Here is a 15,201-nt window from a genome sequence, read left to right as displayed (position 1 = left end):
GCCCCGGAGCTGCTTTGTCCCCGTGCCATAGGATTACCATGAGCGGCACAAGGACCCTCCAGCGGAGCGCAGGACATGCATTACCAGGGAAGCTGCCATTGCGGCAGGATCGCATTCACCGTGGAAGCACAGGCACCGATCAGCGATGTGATCGACTGCAACTGCTCGATGTGCCGCCGCCGCGGCAGCCTGCTGTGGTTCGCCCCGCGCGAGGCGTTCCAGCTGGCCACCGATCCGGCGGACGTGGCCACCTACCACTTCAACAAGGCCCACATCGACCACCACCATTGCCGCGAATGCGGCATCGCCCCCTACAGCGAAGCGGTGGATCCGCGCACCGGCACGACGATGGTGGCGGTGAACGTGCGCTGCGTGCCGGCGGTGGATCTGGCAGCGCTTACGGTGACCTCCTACGACGGAGCGGCACTGTGAGCCGGACCGGCGCGTGGACGCGCGTGGTGGTGACGCCGACGCTGCTGCTGGCGCTGGCGGCCTGTGCCCAGAGCGGCGATCGGGCGGCCAGTTCCGATACCGGCGCGGTGGCCGCCGAAGCGGCCATTGCCTCTCCGGACGGCGCGTTCCTGGCCTACGAACATGACGTGCAGATCCAGCTGGACGCCGCGCAGATCGCTCCACGCATCCAGCAGGTCGCTCAGGCCTGCCAGAATGCGAAGTTCGGTGATTGTGCAGTGCTGCAGGTCGACCAGCGCAGTGGCGATCAGCCCAGCGGCGAGGTCAAGGTGCGCATCGCCCCGAAGGGCACCGAGCCGTTGATCGCGCTGGCCGGTGACGGCGGCACGCTGCAGTCGCGCAACACGCGCGCTGAAGACCTCGCCCAGCAGGTGGCCGACACTGCGTTGACCAAGGCGCGGCTTGAGAAGGAGCACGCACGGTTGCTCTCCTACCAGGACCGCAAGGACCTGAAGATCGAGGACCTGATGGCGATCACCACGCGCCTGTCGGAGATCGAGGCCGGTGTCGAGCAGGCCAACAAGGATTCGGCGCAGCAGCGCCGGCGTATCGATACCCAGCTGGTGACGCTGCACTTTGCCACCACCTCGGGCCAGCGCAGCCGCAGCGAGATCGGCGAGGCGCTGAGCGAGTCAGGCAGCATCCTCAGCACCAGCGTGGCGTTCCTGATCCGTGCCGCGGCCGCCTTGTTGCCGGTGGCGGTGCTGGCCCTGATCGCAGGATGGGGCGTGCGTGCCTGGTGGCGTCGCCGCCGTCGCGCGACGTAATCGCGCACGGTCGCCGGGCATGGCCCGGCGCTATCGGAATCTGCAGAACGTAGCGCCGGGCCATGCCCGGCGGACACTCATCCTTCGTCGGTTTCGTACTCGACGAACACATCCAGCTCCAACGCGAGCTCCTGCACCGCATCGCGCACCTTCTGCGCGGTGCTCTCGTTGCCGACTTCCACTTCCAGTTCGTGGATGCCGGGGCCGATATCATCGGACAGCCCGGCCGAACTGGAATCGTCATCGTCCATGTGTGGCATCAGGTCGTCGGTTTCCTCGACGTGCTCGATGCCCTCCAGGCCGAGCAGCAGATCGCTGATGGCGCGGGCGTCGTCTTCGGTTCCGGTGATGCGCAGTCGCAGCAGGCTCATGTCAGGGGCACGTGGAAGGGTTCGACTGCAGCCTAGCCAGCGCGAAGCAAAGAACGGGTGAGGGCGCAGTCAGCCGCGCGTGGCCGGGCGCCCCAACAGGCTGTCCGGCAGCGCGGGAATCGGCGTGCGCTCGTCCTGGGCCTGCTCCAGCAACCAGTCGATGAACAGGCGTGCTGCCGGGCTGGGTGGCTGTGCTTCGGCATGCACCACGTAATAGGCATAGCGCGCCTTCAACGCAGGTCCTGGCAGGCGCACCACTTCGTAGCGCTGCAGGTAGGGCTGGGCGATGTGGGTGCGTGCCAGTACCGCCCCCATGCCATATACCGCTGCACGCATCGCATCGGTGCTGTCGGCGAAGGTGTGCATCGGCGGCAAGGGTGAGGGCGGGCGCACGCCGGCATGGCGGAACCAGTCGCGCCAGCCTTGCGGCGACAGGTCGGTCAGCAGCGGCAGGTCGGCGATGCGGGCCGGATCGTCCAGCGATTCGACCCCGGCCAGCGCAGGCGAGGCGACCGGGAACAGGTAGTCGTCCATCAGGTGCTGCGCATGCAGGCCCGGCCACTGTCCCAGACCGTAGCGGATGCCGACCTCCGGCCCATTGTCGTCGTAGCGATCGAGCCCGCTGCCGGTGTGCAGCTCGATGCGGATGTGCGGATGTGCCTGGGTGAAGCGCGGCAGCCGCGGCAGCAGCCAGCAGTAGGAGAGCGAGCGCAGCGTGGTGATCCGCAGCGGCACGCTGTCTGCATCCGGATGCAGGTGATGGGCCACGGCCGCGACATCGCTGAAGGCCGCGCTGGCGGCATCGGCCAGCTGCCGGCCTTCGGCGGTCAGGCGCACGCCGCGGGCATGGCGCAGGAACAGGCGCGTTTCCAGCACTTCTTCCAGGCGCCGCACGTGGTGGCTGACGGCGCTGGCGGTCAGGTGCAGTTCCTGCGCGGCCTGGGCAAGGTTCTGGTGGCGGGCGGCGACCGCGAACACGGCCAGCGCGGGGAGCAGGGAGGGGCGTAGCTGCATGTCGAGCCTCAAGCCAGATTTGTGGCTGGCAGCGATACTACGCGCTTGTACGGCGGGCGTCCCCGCACGATCCTGTGTGCCTTGACGAGGATTCGACGATGGACGGAGGCAGGGCATGAATGCGGTCCCACAGGCGGCCGAGCGCGACTGGCGCACACCGCTGGAACTGACCCTGCTGGGCGCCATCTGGGGCTGCTCGTTCCTGTTCATGCGGGTGGCGGTGCCGTCGTTCGGCCCGTTCGCGCTGGTTGAACTCCGTTTGGTACTGGGCGCGCTGGTGCTGCTGCCGTTCCTGTGGCGCGCGCGCGCGCAGTTCCTGCCGCGGCGATGGCTGTGGCTGGCACCGATCGGCCTGATCAACTCGGCGCTGCCGTTCGTGCTGTTTGCCTATGCGGCGGAGCAGGCACCGGCGGCGATCGGCGCGATCTGCAATGCGATGACCGTGCTGTTCGCCGCGCTGATCGCCTTCCTGTTTTTCGGCGAGAAGATCGGCATGCGCCGCGCCGGCGCTTTGCTGGTCGGCTTCGCTGGCGTGGTGGTGCTGGCTACGGCCAAGGTTTCCGGCTTGAGCATCGGTACTGCCGTGATCGCGGGTGCAGCGGCGTCGCTGCTGTACGGGCTGGGCGTGAACCTGGTGAAGCGCCATATGACCGGCCTGCCCTCGGCAGCGGCGGCGGCGGCCACGCTGTCGTGCGCCTCGCTGTGGATGCTGCCGATGGCGGTGACGCACTGGCCGCAGGCGGCGATTCCGCTGAAGGCGTGGGGCGCGGCGATCGCACTGGGCGTGGCCTGCACCGGCCTGGCGTTCCTGATGTTCTACCGGCTGATCGGCCGTATCGGCCCATCGCGCGCCTCGACGGTGACCTACTTGATTCCGCTGTTCGGCGCGGCGTTTGCGTGGTTGTTCCTGGGCGAGGCGGTGACGGTGCAGATGTTGATTGCCGGTGCGTTGATCCTGGGTAGCGTGGCGGTGAGCCAGAAGGGCTGAGGGTGCCGAAGCGCTGGTAGTGCCGGGCGCTGCCCGGCAGGTCTTTTCCGCGCCTGCGGAGAGGTGTCACTTTCTTTGCTCGTGCAAAGAAAGTAACCAAAGAAACACGCCGCCAGGTCGCGAGCCGGTGCTGCGCACCGGTACCCTGCGCTCCTCGGCACGTCGAGGGACGGCGCGGGAACTCGCTGCGCTCAAACACCCGCGCCTCTTCGCCCTCGCCGGACCTGCTGTGCTCGGCTCGCTCAAGGCGGATCCAGGATCAAGGGCAGAAGCGGTCGCTTCGCTCGCCGGGCTCGGCCCGGCACTACCAAACATCGTCGTGCAGCTGTGGCTCTTGATCTTGGATCCGCCTTGAGCGGGCCGAGCATCGCAGGGGAATCAGGGGCGAAGAGGTGCCGATGTCTGAGCGCAGCGAGTTCGGCACCGTCCCCTGATTCGCCGAGAAGCGCAGGGGACCGACGTGCGAAGCACGGCGGTTCGCGACCTGGCGGCGCGTTTCTTTTGGTTACTTTTCTTTTCGCGCGAAAAGAAAAGTGACGCCCATGAACGATGAAACGCCTTGAGCACGCGCCACGCGCAGAAGCCGCGACGGCGTTACTTCACCGGCACCGGAATATTGCAGAGATCGATATGCCCCGCCGGGCGCTTGTAGAAATCATCCACGCGATTGCGCCGCGCCTCCACCGTATCGGCGAAGGTCTTCGAATCGGTACGCAGCACCTGGATCGGCGTGCGCTCGGCCGCCGGCACGTCACTGGCGCGGCGGATGGACACGATCGGCGTGCGCAGCTTCGCATCGGCGTAGAAGCCCATCGGCGCCGGCCCCCGCGGGATCGCACTGAGCAGCTCCATGCCCTTCAGCACGCGGCCGACCAGGGTGATGTTGCGGTCCAGCTGGCGCGGTGACTGCCCGGTCACCACGTACAGTTCGGCACCGATGCTGCTGTCTTCCTCGTTGTTGCGGCCCGCCCCCAGCATGCCGTAGCAGTGCGCCAGCCAGGCCTTGCCGGCCTGCGGGTCCTGGCCGACCGGGAAGCCGTCGACGAACCCGGTCTGTGCCGCCCAGCCATCACGATCGGGCAGCACGCTCACCTTCAGGACGGTGCTGGCGCGTTCGAACTCGGCCGGCAGCTTGCGTGCGGCGCTGCCGAACGGCCTGGCCTTGGCCGCGTCATCGGCGTCAGCGTCGCCGAACTGCACCACGAAATTGTCCTGCGAGCGGTAGATGCTGGTGCCGTCCCAGAAATGCTCGTGGGCGAAGGTCTGGATGTTGGCCACATGGCGCGGGGCGAACTGCGGTGCCAGCTCGATGATCACCCGCCCGGCCGGCAGGTCCATGTACAGCAGGTTGGCCGGGTCCGGCGTACGCCAGTCACTGGCCGCCGACGCATCGAGGATCTGTTGCGGGCTGCGGTAGGGCGTGGCCGCGTTGGCCAACGAGGGCAGCAGGCAGGCCAGGGCGAGGGCGGTCAGGGCAAGGCAACGGCGGTGCGGCATGGGAACCCCGGAACATGAACAAGGGTTCGATTCTGCGCGAGCGCAGCGGTCTCGCCAACTGGCAGAGTGACTAACGACACATTCGCTATACCGAACTTCGCACTACTGTGCACTTCAACGTAGTGGAGGGCCGGCCATGTCCGAGGACGATGTCCACCTGAAGAAGTTCCAGAAGGAGCTCAGCGCCGGAACGGTGTCGCTGGCCCTGCTGGCGGTGCTGGCCCGGGCCGGCGAGCCGCTGTACGGCTACCTGATCGCCAAGGAGCTGGAGCGGGTGGGCGAGGGCGTGCTGAGCGGCAAGCAGAGCGCGCTGTACCCGGTGCTGCGCAACCTGGAAGGGGCCGGGCTGCTGGAAAGCCATGTGGAGCCGTCCAGCAGCGGGCCACCGCGGCGCTACTACCGCATCAATGATCGTGGCCTTCAGGTGCTGGCGCAGTGGCGCCAGGCCTGGCAGGCCACCCGCGATTCCGTCGATTCCGTGTTGGAGGGGGTATCACAATGAACGACCCGAGCCTGGCAGGCCGCGCCCTGCCCACGACCATCCCACAGTACCTGGCGCAGCTGCGCGCGGCGCTGGAAGGTGCCGATCCGGCGATGGTGCAGGACGCGCTGTACGACGCCGAGGAATACCTGCGCTCGGAGCTGGCGGCGCAGCCCGGCCGCAGCGAGGCCGAGGTGATCGCCGACGTTGCCGGCAGCTATGGCGCGCCCGATGAAGTGGCCGAGATCTACCGCGAGACCGAGGTGACGGTGAACCGCGCGCTGCGTACGCCGCGTGCGGATACCGGGCCGGTGCTGCGTGCGGCCGCCGAAGCCAGCGGCGTCGAGCCGGCCGCGCCGCCGCCGGCACCGGTGCAGCGCTCGCTGCTGGCGCGCTTCTTCGGCGTGGTGACCGATCCGCATACCTACGGTGCGCTGTTCTACATGCTGCTGTCGCTGGCCACCGGCATCTTCTTCTTCACCTGGGTGGTGACCGGCCTGTCACTGTCGATGGGCCTGCTGATCCTGATCATCGGCATTCCGTTGACGGTGCTGTTCTTCGGCTCGGTGCGCGGGCTGGCGCTGCTGGAAGGGCGGCTGGTGGAAGCGCTGCTGGGCGAGCGCATGCCGCGCCGTCCGCGTTACACCGACCGCAGCCGCACCTGGCTGCAGCGCATCGGCGACATGTTCACCGATGGCCGCACCTGGCTGACCCTGCTGTACTTCGTGCTGATGCTGCCGTTGGGCATCATCTACTTCACCATCGCGGTGACGCTGCTGTCGCTGTCGCTGAGCCTGATCTGGGCGCCGGTCGCGGCGATCTTCAGTGGCGATATCCCGGGCGTGTACATCAACGACGTGAATGTACTGCCGATGGCGGCCTCGCCGCTGGTGGCAACCGCGGTGGCGGCGGTGGGCGCGCTGCTGCTGGTGCTGACGATGCACCTGGCGCGCGGCATCGGCAGGCTGCACGGGCTGATCGCCAAGAACCTGCTGGTGCGGCTGTAAGCAGGAGCCGGTGCTCTGATAGGTGCCAACCTTGGTTGGCACAATCCTTCAGATACCGGGATTCGTGGAAGAGCGCCAACCAAGGTTGGCTTCTACCAGGGCGTACCGACCAAGGTCGGCCCCCACCGAGGGCGGTTTACCCGGCCTTGCGCCGCAGCGGAGTGACGTTGCTCTTCTTCTTCGTGGCCTTGGCGGCCGGGGCTTCGGCGTGCGCGGCGAAGAAGTCGCGCACCTTCGGGTACACCACTTCGCGCCAGCGACGGCCGCTGAAGATGCCGTAGTGGCCGGCGCCTTCGACGATGAAATGCTCGCGGCGGTCAGCAGCAATGCCGGTGCACAGGGCCTGCGCCGCTTCGGTCTGGCCGAGCCCGGCGATGTCGTCCAGCTCGCCTTCGATGCTCAGCAGCGCGGTATCGCAGATTGCCGACGGATCGACCTTCTCGCCATTGACCACCCACTCGCCACGCGGCAGCAGGAAGTCCTGGAACACCACGCGGATGGTGTCCAGGTAGTACTTGGCCGGCATGTCCAGCACCGCGTTGTATTCGTCGTAGAAGCGGCGATGCGCGGCGGCGTCTTCCAGGTCGCCCTTGACCAGGTCGGTGTAGAAATCCCAGTGCGAACTGAAGTGGCGGCTGGGGTTCATCGACAGGAAGCCGGCATGCTGCAGGAAGCCGGGATACACGCGGCGACCGGCGCCGGGATAGCTCGGTGGCACGGTGTGGATGACGTTGTTCTCGAACCACGACAGCGGGTTCTGCGTGGCCAGGTTGTTCACTGCGGTCGGGCTGCAGCGCGCATCGATCGGGCCACCCATCATCACCAGCGTGCGCGGCGTCGGTTCGCCACGGCTGGCCATCAGCGAAACCGCAGCCAGCACCGGTACGGTCGGCTGGCACACGCTGACCACGTGCAGGCGTTCGACGCCCAGATGGCGGATGAATTCCTGGATGTAGGCGATGTAGTCGTCCAGGCCGAACTCGCCTTCGCTGGCCGGCACCATACGCGCGTCCACCCAGTCGGTCACGTACACACGGTGGTCGCGCAGCAGCGTGCGCACGGTATCGCGCAGCAGGGTGGCGTGGTGGCCGGACAGCGGCGCCACCACCAGCACGAACGGCTGGTTGAGCATGGTGTGCAGCTGGTCGGCTTCATTGCTGTGGCGCTTGAAGCGCAGCAGCTTGCAGAACGGCTTGCTCACCTCTTCGTGCACGACAATCGGCACGCGCTCGCCGTCGACATCGATTTCGTTGATGCCCCACTCGGGCTTCTCGTAATCCTTGCCGATGCGATGGAACAACTCGTTGACCGCGGCCAGGCGATCGGCACCCGGCATCTGCGACCACCAGTGGCCCGGGTTGGCGAAGAACTTGGCGTTGGCCTGGGCCTGGTGCACCCAAGGGGCGAGCAGGTTGCGGGTCAGTTCGTGCAGTTGGTAGAGCATGACGACCGAATATGTATGGTCATATGTTGCCGTGCAGCATATCCCATCCGGGTGTCCCGCAGGTTAAGTTGGCTGAAAATAATGAATCCGGATTCACATCCGTTCCAGCGCGGCCGCATCACCTGCCAGGGCGGGGCCCAGCCAGCAGTGCGACCCTACCGGCTGCAGGCCCTGCCGGGCCAGCGTCCGGCGATACCAGCGCGCCGGGCGCGCCTGGAAGCCCTCATGGTCGCCGTCGAACTCGTCTTCGGCGGCGAAGGTCTCCAGGAAGGCCACACCGCCGGTCAGCTCGGCCACGCCGGCCAGGCCCGCGCGCAGCTCGCGATCAGTCACGTAGTGCATCACGTCCGAGCACACCAGCAGGTCGACCGGGGCGCAGGGCCGCAGCCAGGCGAAGTCGCCGAAGCCGGCCAGGTGCAGGTTGCGGGTGCGGCCGTAGCGGCGCACAGCGTACTCGCTGCTGTCGAAGCCGAGGTATTCGACCTTTGGACGCAGTTTCAGCAGTGGTGCGCGCCAGGCGCCTTCACCGCAGCCGATGTCCAGCACGCTGCGGATCGGCCGCTCCAGGTAGTACTCGGCGCTGGCCACGGCCAACGCGACCTTGCGCGCCAAGCGGGCGCTGCCGCCGATGTCGGCACGGCGGTACCAGCGTTGGAAGTAGGCGGCGTCGTAGGTCTTGTCCATGGGGCGGTGCGCGATCGGGGAAAACGGTGCCTATCGTACGGTGTTGCGGCGCGCCATGCGTCGATGTGTCGCGGCGTGCGTGCCTGCGGTGGCTTTGCCACGGCATGCGAGAATGGCCGCCAACCTACGCCAGCCGCCGGAGCGAGCGCATGCAGAGCTACTACTGGGTGAAGACCTTCCACATCGTGTTCGTGGTGGCGTGGATGGCCACGGTGTTCTACCTGCCGCGCATCCTGGTCAACCTGGCCGAGACCGCAGGCCAGCCGGCCGTGACCGAGCGCCTGCAGCTGATGGGGCTGCGCCTGTACCGTTTCGGCCATTCGATGTTCGGCCTGGCCTTCCTGCTCGGCCTGGTGCTGTGGCTGGGCTACAGGGTCATTCCGGATTTCCCGACCATGGTCGCGCCGGGCGGTGCCGGCTGGCTGCATGCCAAGCTGGGCCTGGTGGTGCTGCTGCTGGTGTACTTTGGCTGGGTAGGTCGCCTGCTCAAGGGCGTGGCCAAGGGCAGGGCGCTGCCGTCCTCGCGCGCGCTGCGCTGGATCAACGAGATCCCGCTGCTCGCGTTCATCCCGATCGTGTGGCTTGTGCTGGCCAAGCCGTTCTGAGGGCCAGTCGAGCAAGCTCGGCGCTACGGAACCGCGGTAGATCCACGCCATTGGTGCACATGCCCGGTAGATCCACGCCATGCGTGGATGCGGTGAGGGTACAAACAAAAAGAGCCGGGCATCTGCCCGGCTCTTTCGTTTCTGCAATTACCCGGATGTTGCCGGCCAGCGGCCGGCACGACCTCAGGCGGCTTCGTAGGTGCCGTAGCTGCGCAGGCGCGTGTAGCGCTGTTCCAGCAGCTGCTCGGTGGACAGCGCGTCCAGCGCGTCCAGTTCGTTCAGCAGCACGGCCTTCAGGCGCTTGGCCATCTGGGTCGGGTTGCGGTGGGCGCCACCGGTCGGCTCGCGCACGACCTTGTCGACCAGGCCCAGGCTCTTCAGGCGCGGCGCGGTCAGGCCCAGCTGCTCGGCGGCATCCTTGGCCTTGCCCGCGTCCTTCCACAGGATCGAGGCGCAGCCTTCCGGGGTAATGGTCGAATACACCGCGTATTCCAGCATCACGGTGCGGTCGCCCACGCCCAGCGCCAGTGCGCCGCCGGAGCCGCCTTCACCGATCACGGTGCAGATGATCGGCACCTTCAGTTCGGCCATCTCGATCAGGTTGCGTGCGATCGCTTCGGACTGGCCGCGCGATTCGGCGTCGATGCCTGGCCAAGCGCCGGCCGTGTCGATCAGGGTCAGCACCGGCAGGCCGAAGCGCTCGGCCATCTTCATCAGGCGCAGCGCCTTGCGGTAGCCCTCCGGCTTGGGCATGCCGAAGTTGCGCTTGATCTTTTCCTTGGTGTCACGGCCCTTCTGGTGGCCGATCACCATCACCGCGCGGCCGTTGATGCGGGCCAGGCCGCCCATGATGGCCTTGTCGTCGGCGAAGGCGCGGTCGCCGGCCAGCTCCTGGAACTCATCGCAGATGATGCGGATGTAGTCGGCGGTGTAGGGGCGCGACGGGTGACGGGCCAGCTGCAGTACCTGCCATGAGGTCAGGTTGCGGAAGATCTGTGCGGTGCGCACGCGCAGCTTGTCCTGCAGCGCGTGTACTTCCGCCTCGACATTGACCGCCGGCCCGGCGCTGGCGTTGCGCAGCTCCTGGATCTTGGCTTCCAGGTCGGCGATGGGTTGCTCGAAGTCGAGGTAGTTCGGATTCATCGGAAGCCGTCGAGTAAAGAAGGGGGAAAGTGTAGCCGAACACAGGTGGATTCCCCGTACGCCCCTGTCTGGAGCGTACGGGGCGCGGGCTCAGCCCTTGCTGGCCGGGCGCACTGCCGCCGACATACCGGTGGCCTGGCCCAGCGCCGACTGGAACGCATTGCGCTGCTCGTGGTCGGCCGGGCGCAGGTCGCGGCCGGCGGCCGCGCTGGCCTGCACGAAGTCCACGCTGACCTTGAAGCTCTCCTTCTTCAGGCGCGTCTGTTCGGACGGATCGACCGCGGCCAGGTAGCGCGCGTGCCACTGCCGCGCGGCGGCGGCATGCGCCTCGAACTGCGGGTGCAGCGCCGGCAGCACGGTCGGGGTGAACGGTGCCGGGTCCTCCGGAGTGCGGTAGCCGGCCGGGTTGGCGGCCAGGTAGCTGCCCGGTTCCTCGTTCTCCTTTTCCAGGTAGGCGATGAAATCAACAGCGCTGAACAGCTTGTTGCGGCGCTCGATGCCGGCCTGCTGCTGGGTGGTGATCACGCTGTCCGGGAAGTTCTCGTGGGCGCCGTAGCGCCAGTCCTTTTCGATGAACAGGCCGTGGACCTTGGTGAACGGACCTTCGATGGCGACCCCGTCAAGGTCGATCTCGTTGTTGGCCTCTCCGTACTGCTGCCCGGCATCGGCGTAGACCTGGCTGACCACCACGTACTCGGACAGGGTCGGGTTGATCAGCCCGCCCTGGCCGTCGGCGTAGACCACCAGCTGCACGTCGCCCAGCGCCTGGGTATGCAGGCGGTGTTCGCCCGGCGCCAGCGACACCGACACCGAGGCGTGCGGCCCGATGGCATGGGGCTTGCCGTCCAGGGTCAGTTGCAGCGGGCTGTCGGTGGGGTTGTCGATCTCGAAGCTCACGCTGGACAGCGAGCAGCCAGCCAGCGCGAGGCCGGCCACAAGGGAAAGCAGCAGGGATTTCATCAGCGGTATCGTCCTTGAAGTGGTACGGGGAAAAGGTGAGCCCAGCGTCAGCTGGCCCATGGCGGGCTGTAGCGCACCTTCAGCGTCCGCACGGCCGGGTCGGCGCGCAGCGCCTCCATCAGCTTCGAATCGATGCGTACCGCGCTCTGCCCGGACACATCGAGCATACCGGCCACGCCGCCCTGCGGGCCCTTCAGCAGCAGGTCCAGGCGCAGTGGCGTTCGCCCTGGGCGGTGGCGGTCGAGCAGGGCATCGATGCGTTCCCAGACAGGGCGCTGCTGGCGCAGGTCCAGGCGCAGCGACAGCCGCGTGGCGTAGTTGGCGCAGACTTCATCGAAGTCCCAGCACTGGCGGATGCGCAGTGCGAAGCCGCCATTGAACTCGTCCTCGCGCAGCCCGCCCTTGACCACCAGGATGCGGTCCTTGGTCATCAGGTGGCCGAACTCGGCCATCGCGTCGGAGAACGCGCTGCACTCGACGCGGCCACGACCGTCTTCGAGCTGGATGAAGATCTGGCTTTCGCCCTTGCGGCGCACGCCGACCACCTGGCCGGCCAGCACGGTCTGCACTTCCGGGCGCCAGCGTTTCTCGCCACCACCACCACCGCCACTGTTGGCGCTCCAGATCTTCTCCACCGCGCCCAGATCGTTGCCGACCAGGTCGCGCACATCGTCGCGCCACGGATCGAACGGATGGCCGCTGAGGTAGAAGCCGAGCGTGTCACGCTCGCCGTTCAGGCGCTGCAGCAGCGGCCATTCTTCGGCCTCGGGCAGGTCCAGCTGGATCGACACCGTACTTGGGTCGGGCCCGCCGAACAGCGAGTTCTGACCGGAAGCACGCTCGCGCGCCATCTGGTCGGTGGCCTTGATCACTTCCGGCAGCTGCAGCATCAGCGAGGCGCGGTTGCGGCCGAGCTCATCGAGCGCGCCGCAGTTGATCATCGCCTCCAGCGTGCGCCGGTTGAGCTTGGCCGAGCCGACGCGGGTGCAGAAGTCGAGCAGGTCCTTGAACTCGCCGCCCTTCAGGCGCTCGTCCACCACCGCTTCGCAGGCACCCTGGCCCACGCCCTTGATCGCGCCCAGGCCGTACTGGATGGTGTCCGGGGTGACCGCTTCGAACATGAAGGCCGACTGGTTCACCTTCGGCGGCAGCACGGTCAGGCCGAGGTTGCGCACTTCGTCGAGGAAGCCGACCACCTTGTCGGTGTTGTCCAGATCGGACGACAGCGTGGCCGCCATGAACTCGGCCGGATAATGGCGCTTCAGCCACGCGGTCTGGTAGCTCACCAGCGCATAGGCGGCGGCGTGCGATTTGTTGAAACCGTAGCCGGCGAACTTCTCCATCAGGTCGAAGATCGCATCGGCCTTGGCTTCGTCGACGCCGTCCTTGGCCGCACCTTCGCGGAAGATCTCGCGGTGCTTGGCCATTTCCGCCGGCACCTTCTTGCCCATCGCGCGGCGCAGCAGGTCGGCGCCGCCCAGCGAGTAGCCGCCGACGATCTGCGCCATCTGCATCACCTGCTCCTGGTACACCATGATGCCGTAGGTGTCCTTCAGGATCGCTTCGGTGCGCGGATCGGGATAGATGATTTCTTCCTGGCCGTGCTTACGCGCGTTGAAAGAGGGAATCAGGTCCATCGGGCCGGGGCGGTACAGCGACACCAGCGCGATCAGGTCTTCGAAACGGTCGGGGCGCGCGTCTTTCAGCAGGCGGCGCATGCCCGAGGATTCGAACTGGAACACCGCGCCGGTGTTGCCGTTGGCGAAGATGTCCTTGTAGGTGGGCGTGTCGTCCAGCGGAATCGCGGCGATGTCCACCGGCGGGATGCCGGCGCGCTCATGGCGCTTGTTGATCGCCTTCACCGCCCAGTCGATGATGGTCAGCGTGCGCAGGCCGAGGAAGTCGAACTTCACCAGGCCCACTTCTTCCACGTCGTTCTTGTCGAACTGGGTGACCGGGTTCTTGCCCAGGCCGTTCTCATCGTGTTCGGCGTACAGCGGGCAGAACTCGCTCAGCGGCTCGGGGCCGATCACCACGCCACCGGCATGCTTGCCGGCGTTGCGGGTCAGGTCTTCCAGCTGCAGTGCCAGATCGATCAGGTCGCGGACATCGTCCTCGGTCTCGTAGCGCTGGATCAGTTCCGGCGATGCCATTTCCGAGCTGGGGCCTTCCTTGCCCTTGCCCAGTGCATCCTTCAGGTGGATACCCAGGATGTTGGGAATCAGCTTGGAAACACCGTCGACCAGGCCGTACGGGAAACCGAGCACGCGGCCGGAGTCGCGCACCACCGCCTTGGCGGCCATGGTGCCGTAGGTGATGATCTGGCTGACGCGCTCGCGCCCGTACTTGCGCGCGACGTAGTCGATCACCTCGTCGCGGCGGTCCATGCAGAAGTCGATGTCGAAGTCGGGCATCGACACGCGTTCCGGGTTGAGGAAGCGCTCGAACAGCAGGTTGTACGGCAGCGGGTCCAGATCGGTGATCTTCAGCGCCCACGCCACCAGCGAACCGGCACCGGAACCACGGCCGGGGCCGATCGGAATGCCCTGGTTCTTGCCCCACTGGATGAAGTCGGCCACGATCAGGAAGTAGCCGGGGAAACCCATCTTGATGATGGTGTTGAGCTCGAACTCCAGGCGCTCGAAATATTCTTCGCGGGTCTTGCCCGGCGCCAGCGGATTCTTCTCCAGGCGCTCTTCCAGGCCGTCGCGCGACATTTTCTGGATCCAGGTGTCCAGGGTCTCGTCGTCCGGTACCGGGTAGTTGGGCAGGAAGTAGGTGCCCAGCCGCATCTCGATGTTGCAGCGCTCGGCCAGTGCCAGCGTGTTGTCGATCGCATCGGGAATGTCGGCGAACAGCGCGCACATTTCCTCGGCCGACTTCAGGTACTGCTGGTCGCTGTATTCGCGCGGCCGCTTGGGGTCGTCCAGCACGCGGCCAGTGGAGATGCACACGCGCGCTTCGTGTGCGCTGAAATCCGACGGCGACAGGAAGCGCACGTCATTGCTGGCCACCACCGGCAGGCCGCGCTGGCCGGCGGCCATCAGCGCGAACTGGTTGAAGGTTTCCTCGCCCTCGCGGCCGGTACGGGTCAGTTCCAGGTGCAGGCCATCGCCGAACACGCGCTGCCAGTCGGCCAGCTGCTGCTCGGCCAGTTCATGCTTGCCGTCCAGCGCCAGGCGCCCGGCCAGGCTCTGCCGCCCGGCCAGCGCGAACAGGTTGGCGTTGCCGGCCTTCAGCCAGTCCGGGTGGATGGCCACCCCGCCTTCCGGGCGATGGCCCTCCATCCAGGCGCGGGTCAGCAGCCGCGACAGGCTCAGGTAGCCCTCACGGTCGCGGCACAGCAGGGTCATCCGCCACGGATCCTGGCCTTCCTCGGCAATCAGCACGTCGGCGCCGGCGATCGGCTTGATGCCCACGCCTTCGGCCGCCTTGTAGAACTTGACGAGGGCGAACAGGTTGTTGAGGTCGGTCACCGCCAGCGCGGGCAGGCCCAGTTCCACCGAGCGCGACAGCAGGTTGGCCTGCTTGGCCTTTTTCGGGTCGGCCTGGTCGGGTTTGGCCGGCACACGGATGGTCGAGTCCGCCAGCGAGAACTCGGTGTGGACGTGGAGATGTACGAAGCGGGAGTTGGACATGCCGGACCAGGTTGGAGCGCGCAGGCCCCGGATGCCGACGGAGGTTCGTCGCCGGGGTCGGGAAGCGCTGGAGTGCCTGGTCAGGGTACCGAGGGCAGGGGGTGGCGACAAGGACTTGACGGGGGGGATAT

General features: G+C 67.0%; 14 protein-coding genes. 6 read left to right on the top strand and 8 right to left on the bottom strand.

Features of this window, described 5'->3' with window-relative positions; translation table 11 throughout:
* The first annotated feature begins 75 nt into the window (after window positions 1-75).
* Together LZ605_RS09425 and LZ605_RS09420 are read left to right on the top strand one after the other, a co-directional pair.
* Window positions 76-432, top strand: coding sequence for a GFA family protein (locus LZ605_RS09425; protein WP_249844600.1), 357 nt, complete (start codon window positions 76-78; stop codon window positions 430-432).
* Window positions 429-1,238, top strand: a complete 810-nt coding sequence (locus LZ605_RS09420) for a DUF4349 domain-containing protein (protein ID WP_423172567.1) — start codon at window positions 429-431, stop codon at window positions 1,236-1,238. Before LZ605_RS09425 ends, LZ605_RS09420 begins: the two co-directional genes overlap by 4 nt.
* A 77-nt stretch (window positions 1,239-1,315) precedes the next feature.
* On the opposite strand, the gene LZ605_RS09415 is transcribed toward LZ605_RS09420, so the two are convergent.
* Together LZ605_RS09415 and LZ605_RS09410 are read right to left on the bottom strand one after the other, a co-directional pair.
* Complete coding sequence (locus LZ605_RS09415; RefSeq protein ID WP_107230313.1) at window positions 1,316-1,609, bottom strand: hypothetical protein; 294 nt, start codon at window positions 1,607-1,609, stop codon at window positions 1,316-1,318.
* Window positions 1,610-1,678: 69 nt separating this feature from the next.
* A complete protein-coding gene (locus LZ605_RS09410) occupies window positions 1,679-2,623 on the bottom strand; it encodes a LysR substrate-binding domain-containing protein (RefSeq protein WP_249844599.1) in 945 nt (314 codons plus the stop codon).
* Between the two features lie 115 nt (window positions 2,624-2,738).
* Between LZ605_RS09410 and LZ605_RS09405 the strand changes: the two genes are divergently transcribed.
* On the top strand, window positions 2,739-3,611 hold the full coding sequence (locus LZ605_RS09405) for a DMT family transporter (RefSeq protein ID WP_249844598.1): 873 nt from the start codon (window positions 2,739-2,741) through the stop codon (window positions 3,609-3,611).
* A gap of 594 nt (window positions 3,612-4,205) precedes the next feature.
* Here the strand turns inward: LZ605_RS09405 and LZ605_RS09400 are convergent.
* Window positions 4,206-5,108, bottom strand: a complete 903-nt coding sequence (locus tag LZ605_RS09400; protein WP_249844597.1) for a peptidylprolyl isomerase — start codon at window positions 5,106-5,108, stop codon at window positions 4,206-4,208.
* 136 nt (window positions 5,109-5,244) lie between these two features.
* Here LZ605_RS09400 and LZ605_RS09395 point away from each other — a divergent pair, with 136 nt between their 5' ends.
* Window positions 5,245-5,610 carry a PadR family transcriptional regulator gene (locus LZ605_RS09395; protein WP_249844596.1) on the top strand — a complete coding sequence of 122 codons (366 nt, stop codon included), beginning with the start codon at window positions 5,245-5,247 and terminating at the stop codon, window positions 5,608-5,610.
* A complete protein-coding gene (locus tag LZ605_RS09390) occupies window positions 5,607-6,596 on the top strand; it encodes a sensor domain-containing protein (RefSeq protein ID WP_249844595.1) in 990 nt (329 codons plus the stop codon). The genes LZ605_RS09395 and LZ605_RS09390 overlap by 4 nt, the downstream gene beginning before the upstream one ends.
* Window positions 6,597-6,732: 136 nt before the next feature.
* On the opposite strand, the gene LZ605_RS09385 is transcribed toward LZ605_RS09390, so the two are convergent.
* Both LZ605_RS09385 and LZ605_RS09380 read right to left on the bottom strand, forming a co-directional pair.
* Window positions 6,733-8,040 (bottom strand): polyhydroxyalkanoate depolymerase, encoded by a 1,308-nt coding sequence (locus LZ605_RS09385; RefSeq protein WP_249844594.1) that lies wholly within the window; start codon window positions 8,038-8,040, stop codon window positions 6,733-6,735.
* A 93-nt stretch (window positions 8,041-8,133) separates the two neighbouring features.
* The gene (locus LZ605_RS09380) at window positions 8,134-8,724 is read right to left on the bottom strand and encodes a class I SAM-dependent DNA methyltransferase (RefSeq protein ID WP_249844593.1); all 591 of its coding nucleotides are present in this window, start codon (window positions 8,722-8,724) and stop codon (window positions 8,134-8,136) included.
* A gap of 149 nt (window positions 8,725-8,873) precedes the next feature.
* Here LZ605_RS09380 and LZ605_RS09375 point away from each other — a divergent pair, with 149 nt between their 5' ends.
* Window positions 8,874-9,329, top strand: coding sequence for a CopD family protein (locus tag LZ605_RS09375; RefSeq protein ID WP_107230321.1), 456 nt, complete (start codon window positions 8,874-8,876; stop codon window positions 9,327-9,329).
* A 183-nt stretch (window positions 9,330-9,512) separates the two neighbouring features.
* Here the strand turns inward: LZ605_RS09375 and LZ605_RS09370 are convergent, their stop codons facing one another.
* The 3 genes from LZ605_RS09370 to dnaE form a co-directional block, all read right to left on the bottom strand.
* Complete coding sequence (locus tag LZ605_RS09370) at window positions 9,513-10,472, bottom strand: acetyl-CoA carboxylase carboxyltransferase subunit alpha (RefSeq protein ID WP_249844592.1); 960 nt, start codon at window positions 10,470-10,472, stop codon at window positions 9,513-9,515.
* A 90-nt stretch (window positions 10,473-10,562) separates the two neighbouring features.
* Window positions 10,563-11,432 (bottom strand): hypothetical protein, encoded by an 870-nt coding sequence (locus LZ605_RS09365; RefSeq protein WP_249844591.1) that lies wholly within the window; start codon window positions 11,430-11,432, stop codon window positions 10,563-10,565.
* A gap of 47 nt (window positions 11,433-11,479) precedes the next feature.
* The gene (gene dnaE / locus LZ605_RS09360) at window positions 11,480-15,070 is read right to left on the bottom strand and encodes a DNA polymerase III subunit alpha (protein WP_107230324.1); all 3,591 of its coding nucleotides are present in this window, start codon (window positions 15,068-15,070) and stop codon (window positions 11,480-11,482) included.
* Window positions 15,071-15,201 lie beyond the last annotated feature (131 nt).

It is taken from the genome of Stenotrophomonas maltophilia, assembly GCF_023518235.1.
GTDB lineage: Bacteria > Pseudomonadota > Gammaproteobacteria > Xanthomonadales > Xanthomonadaceae > Stenotrophomonas.
The sequence above is the reverse complement of the archived record's forward strand: the minus strand, read 5'-3'. Positions and strand labels throughout refer to the sequence as shown.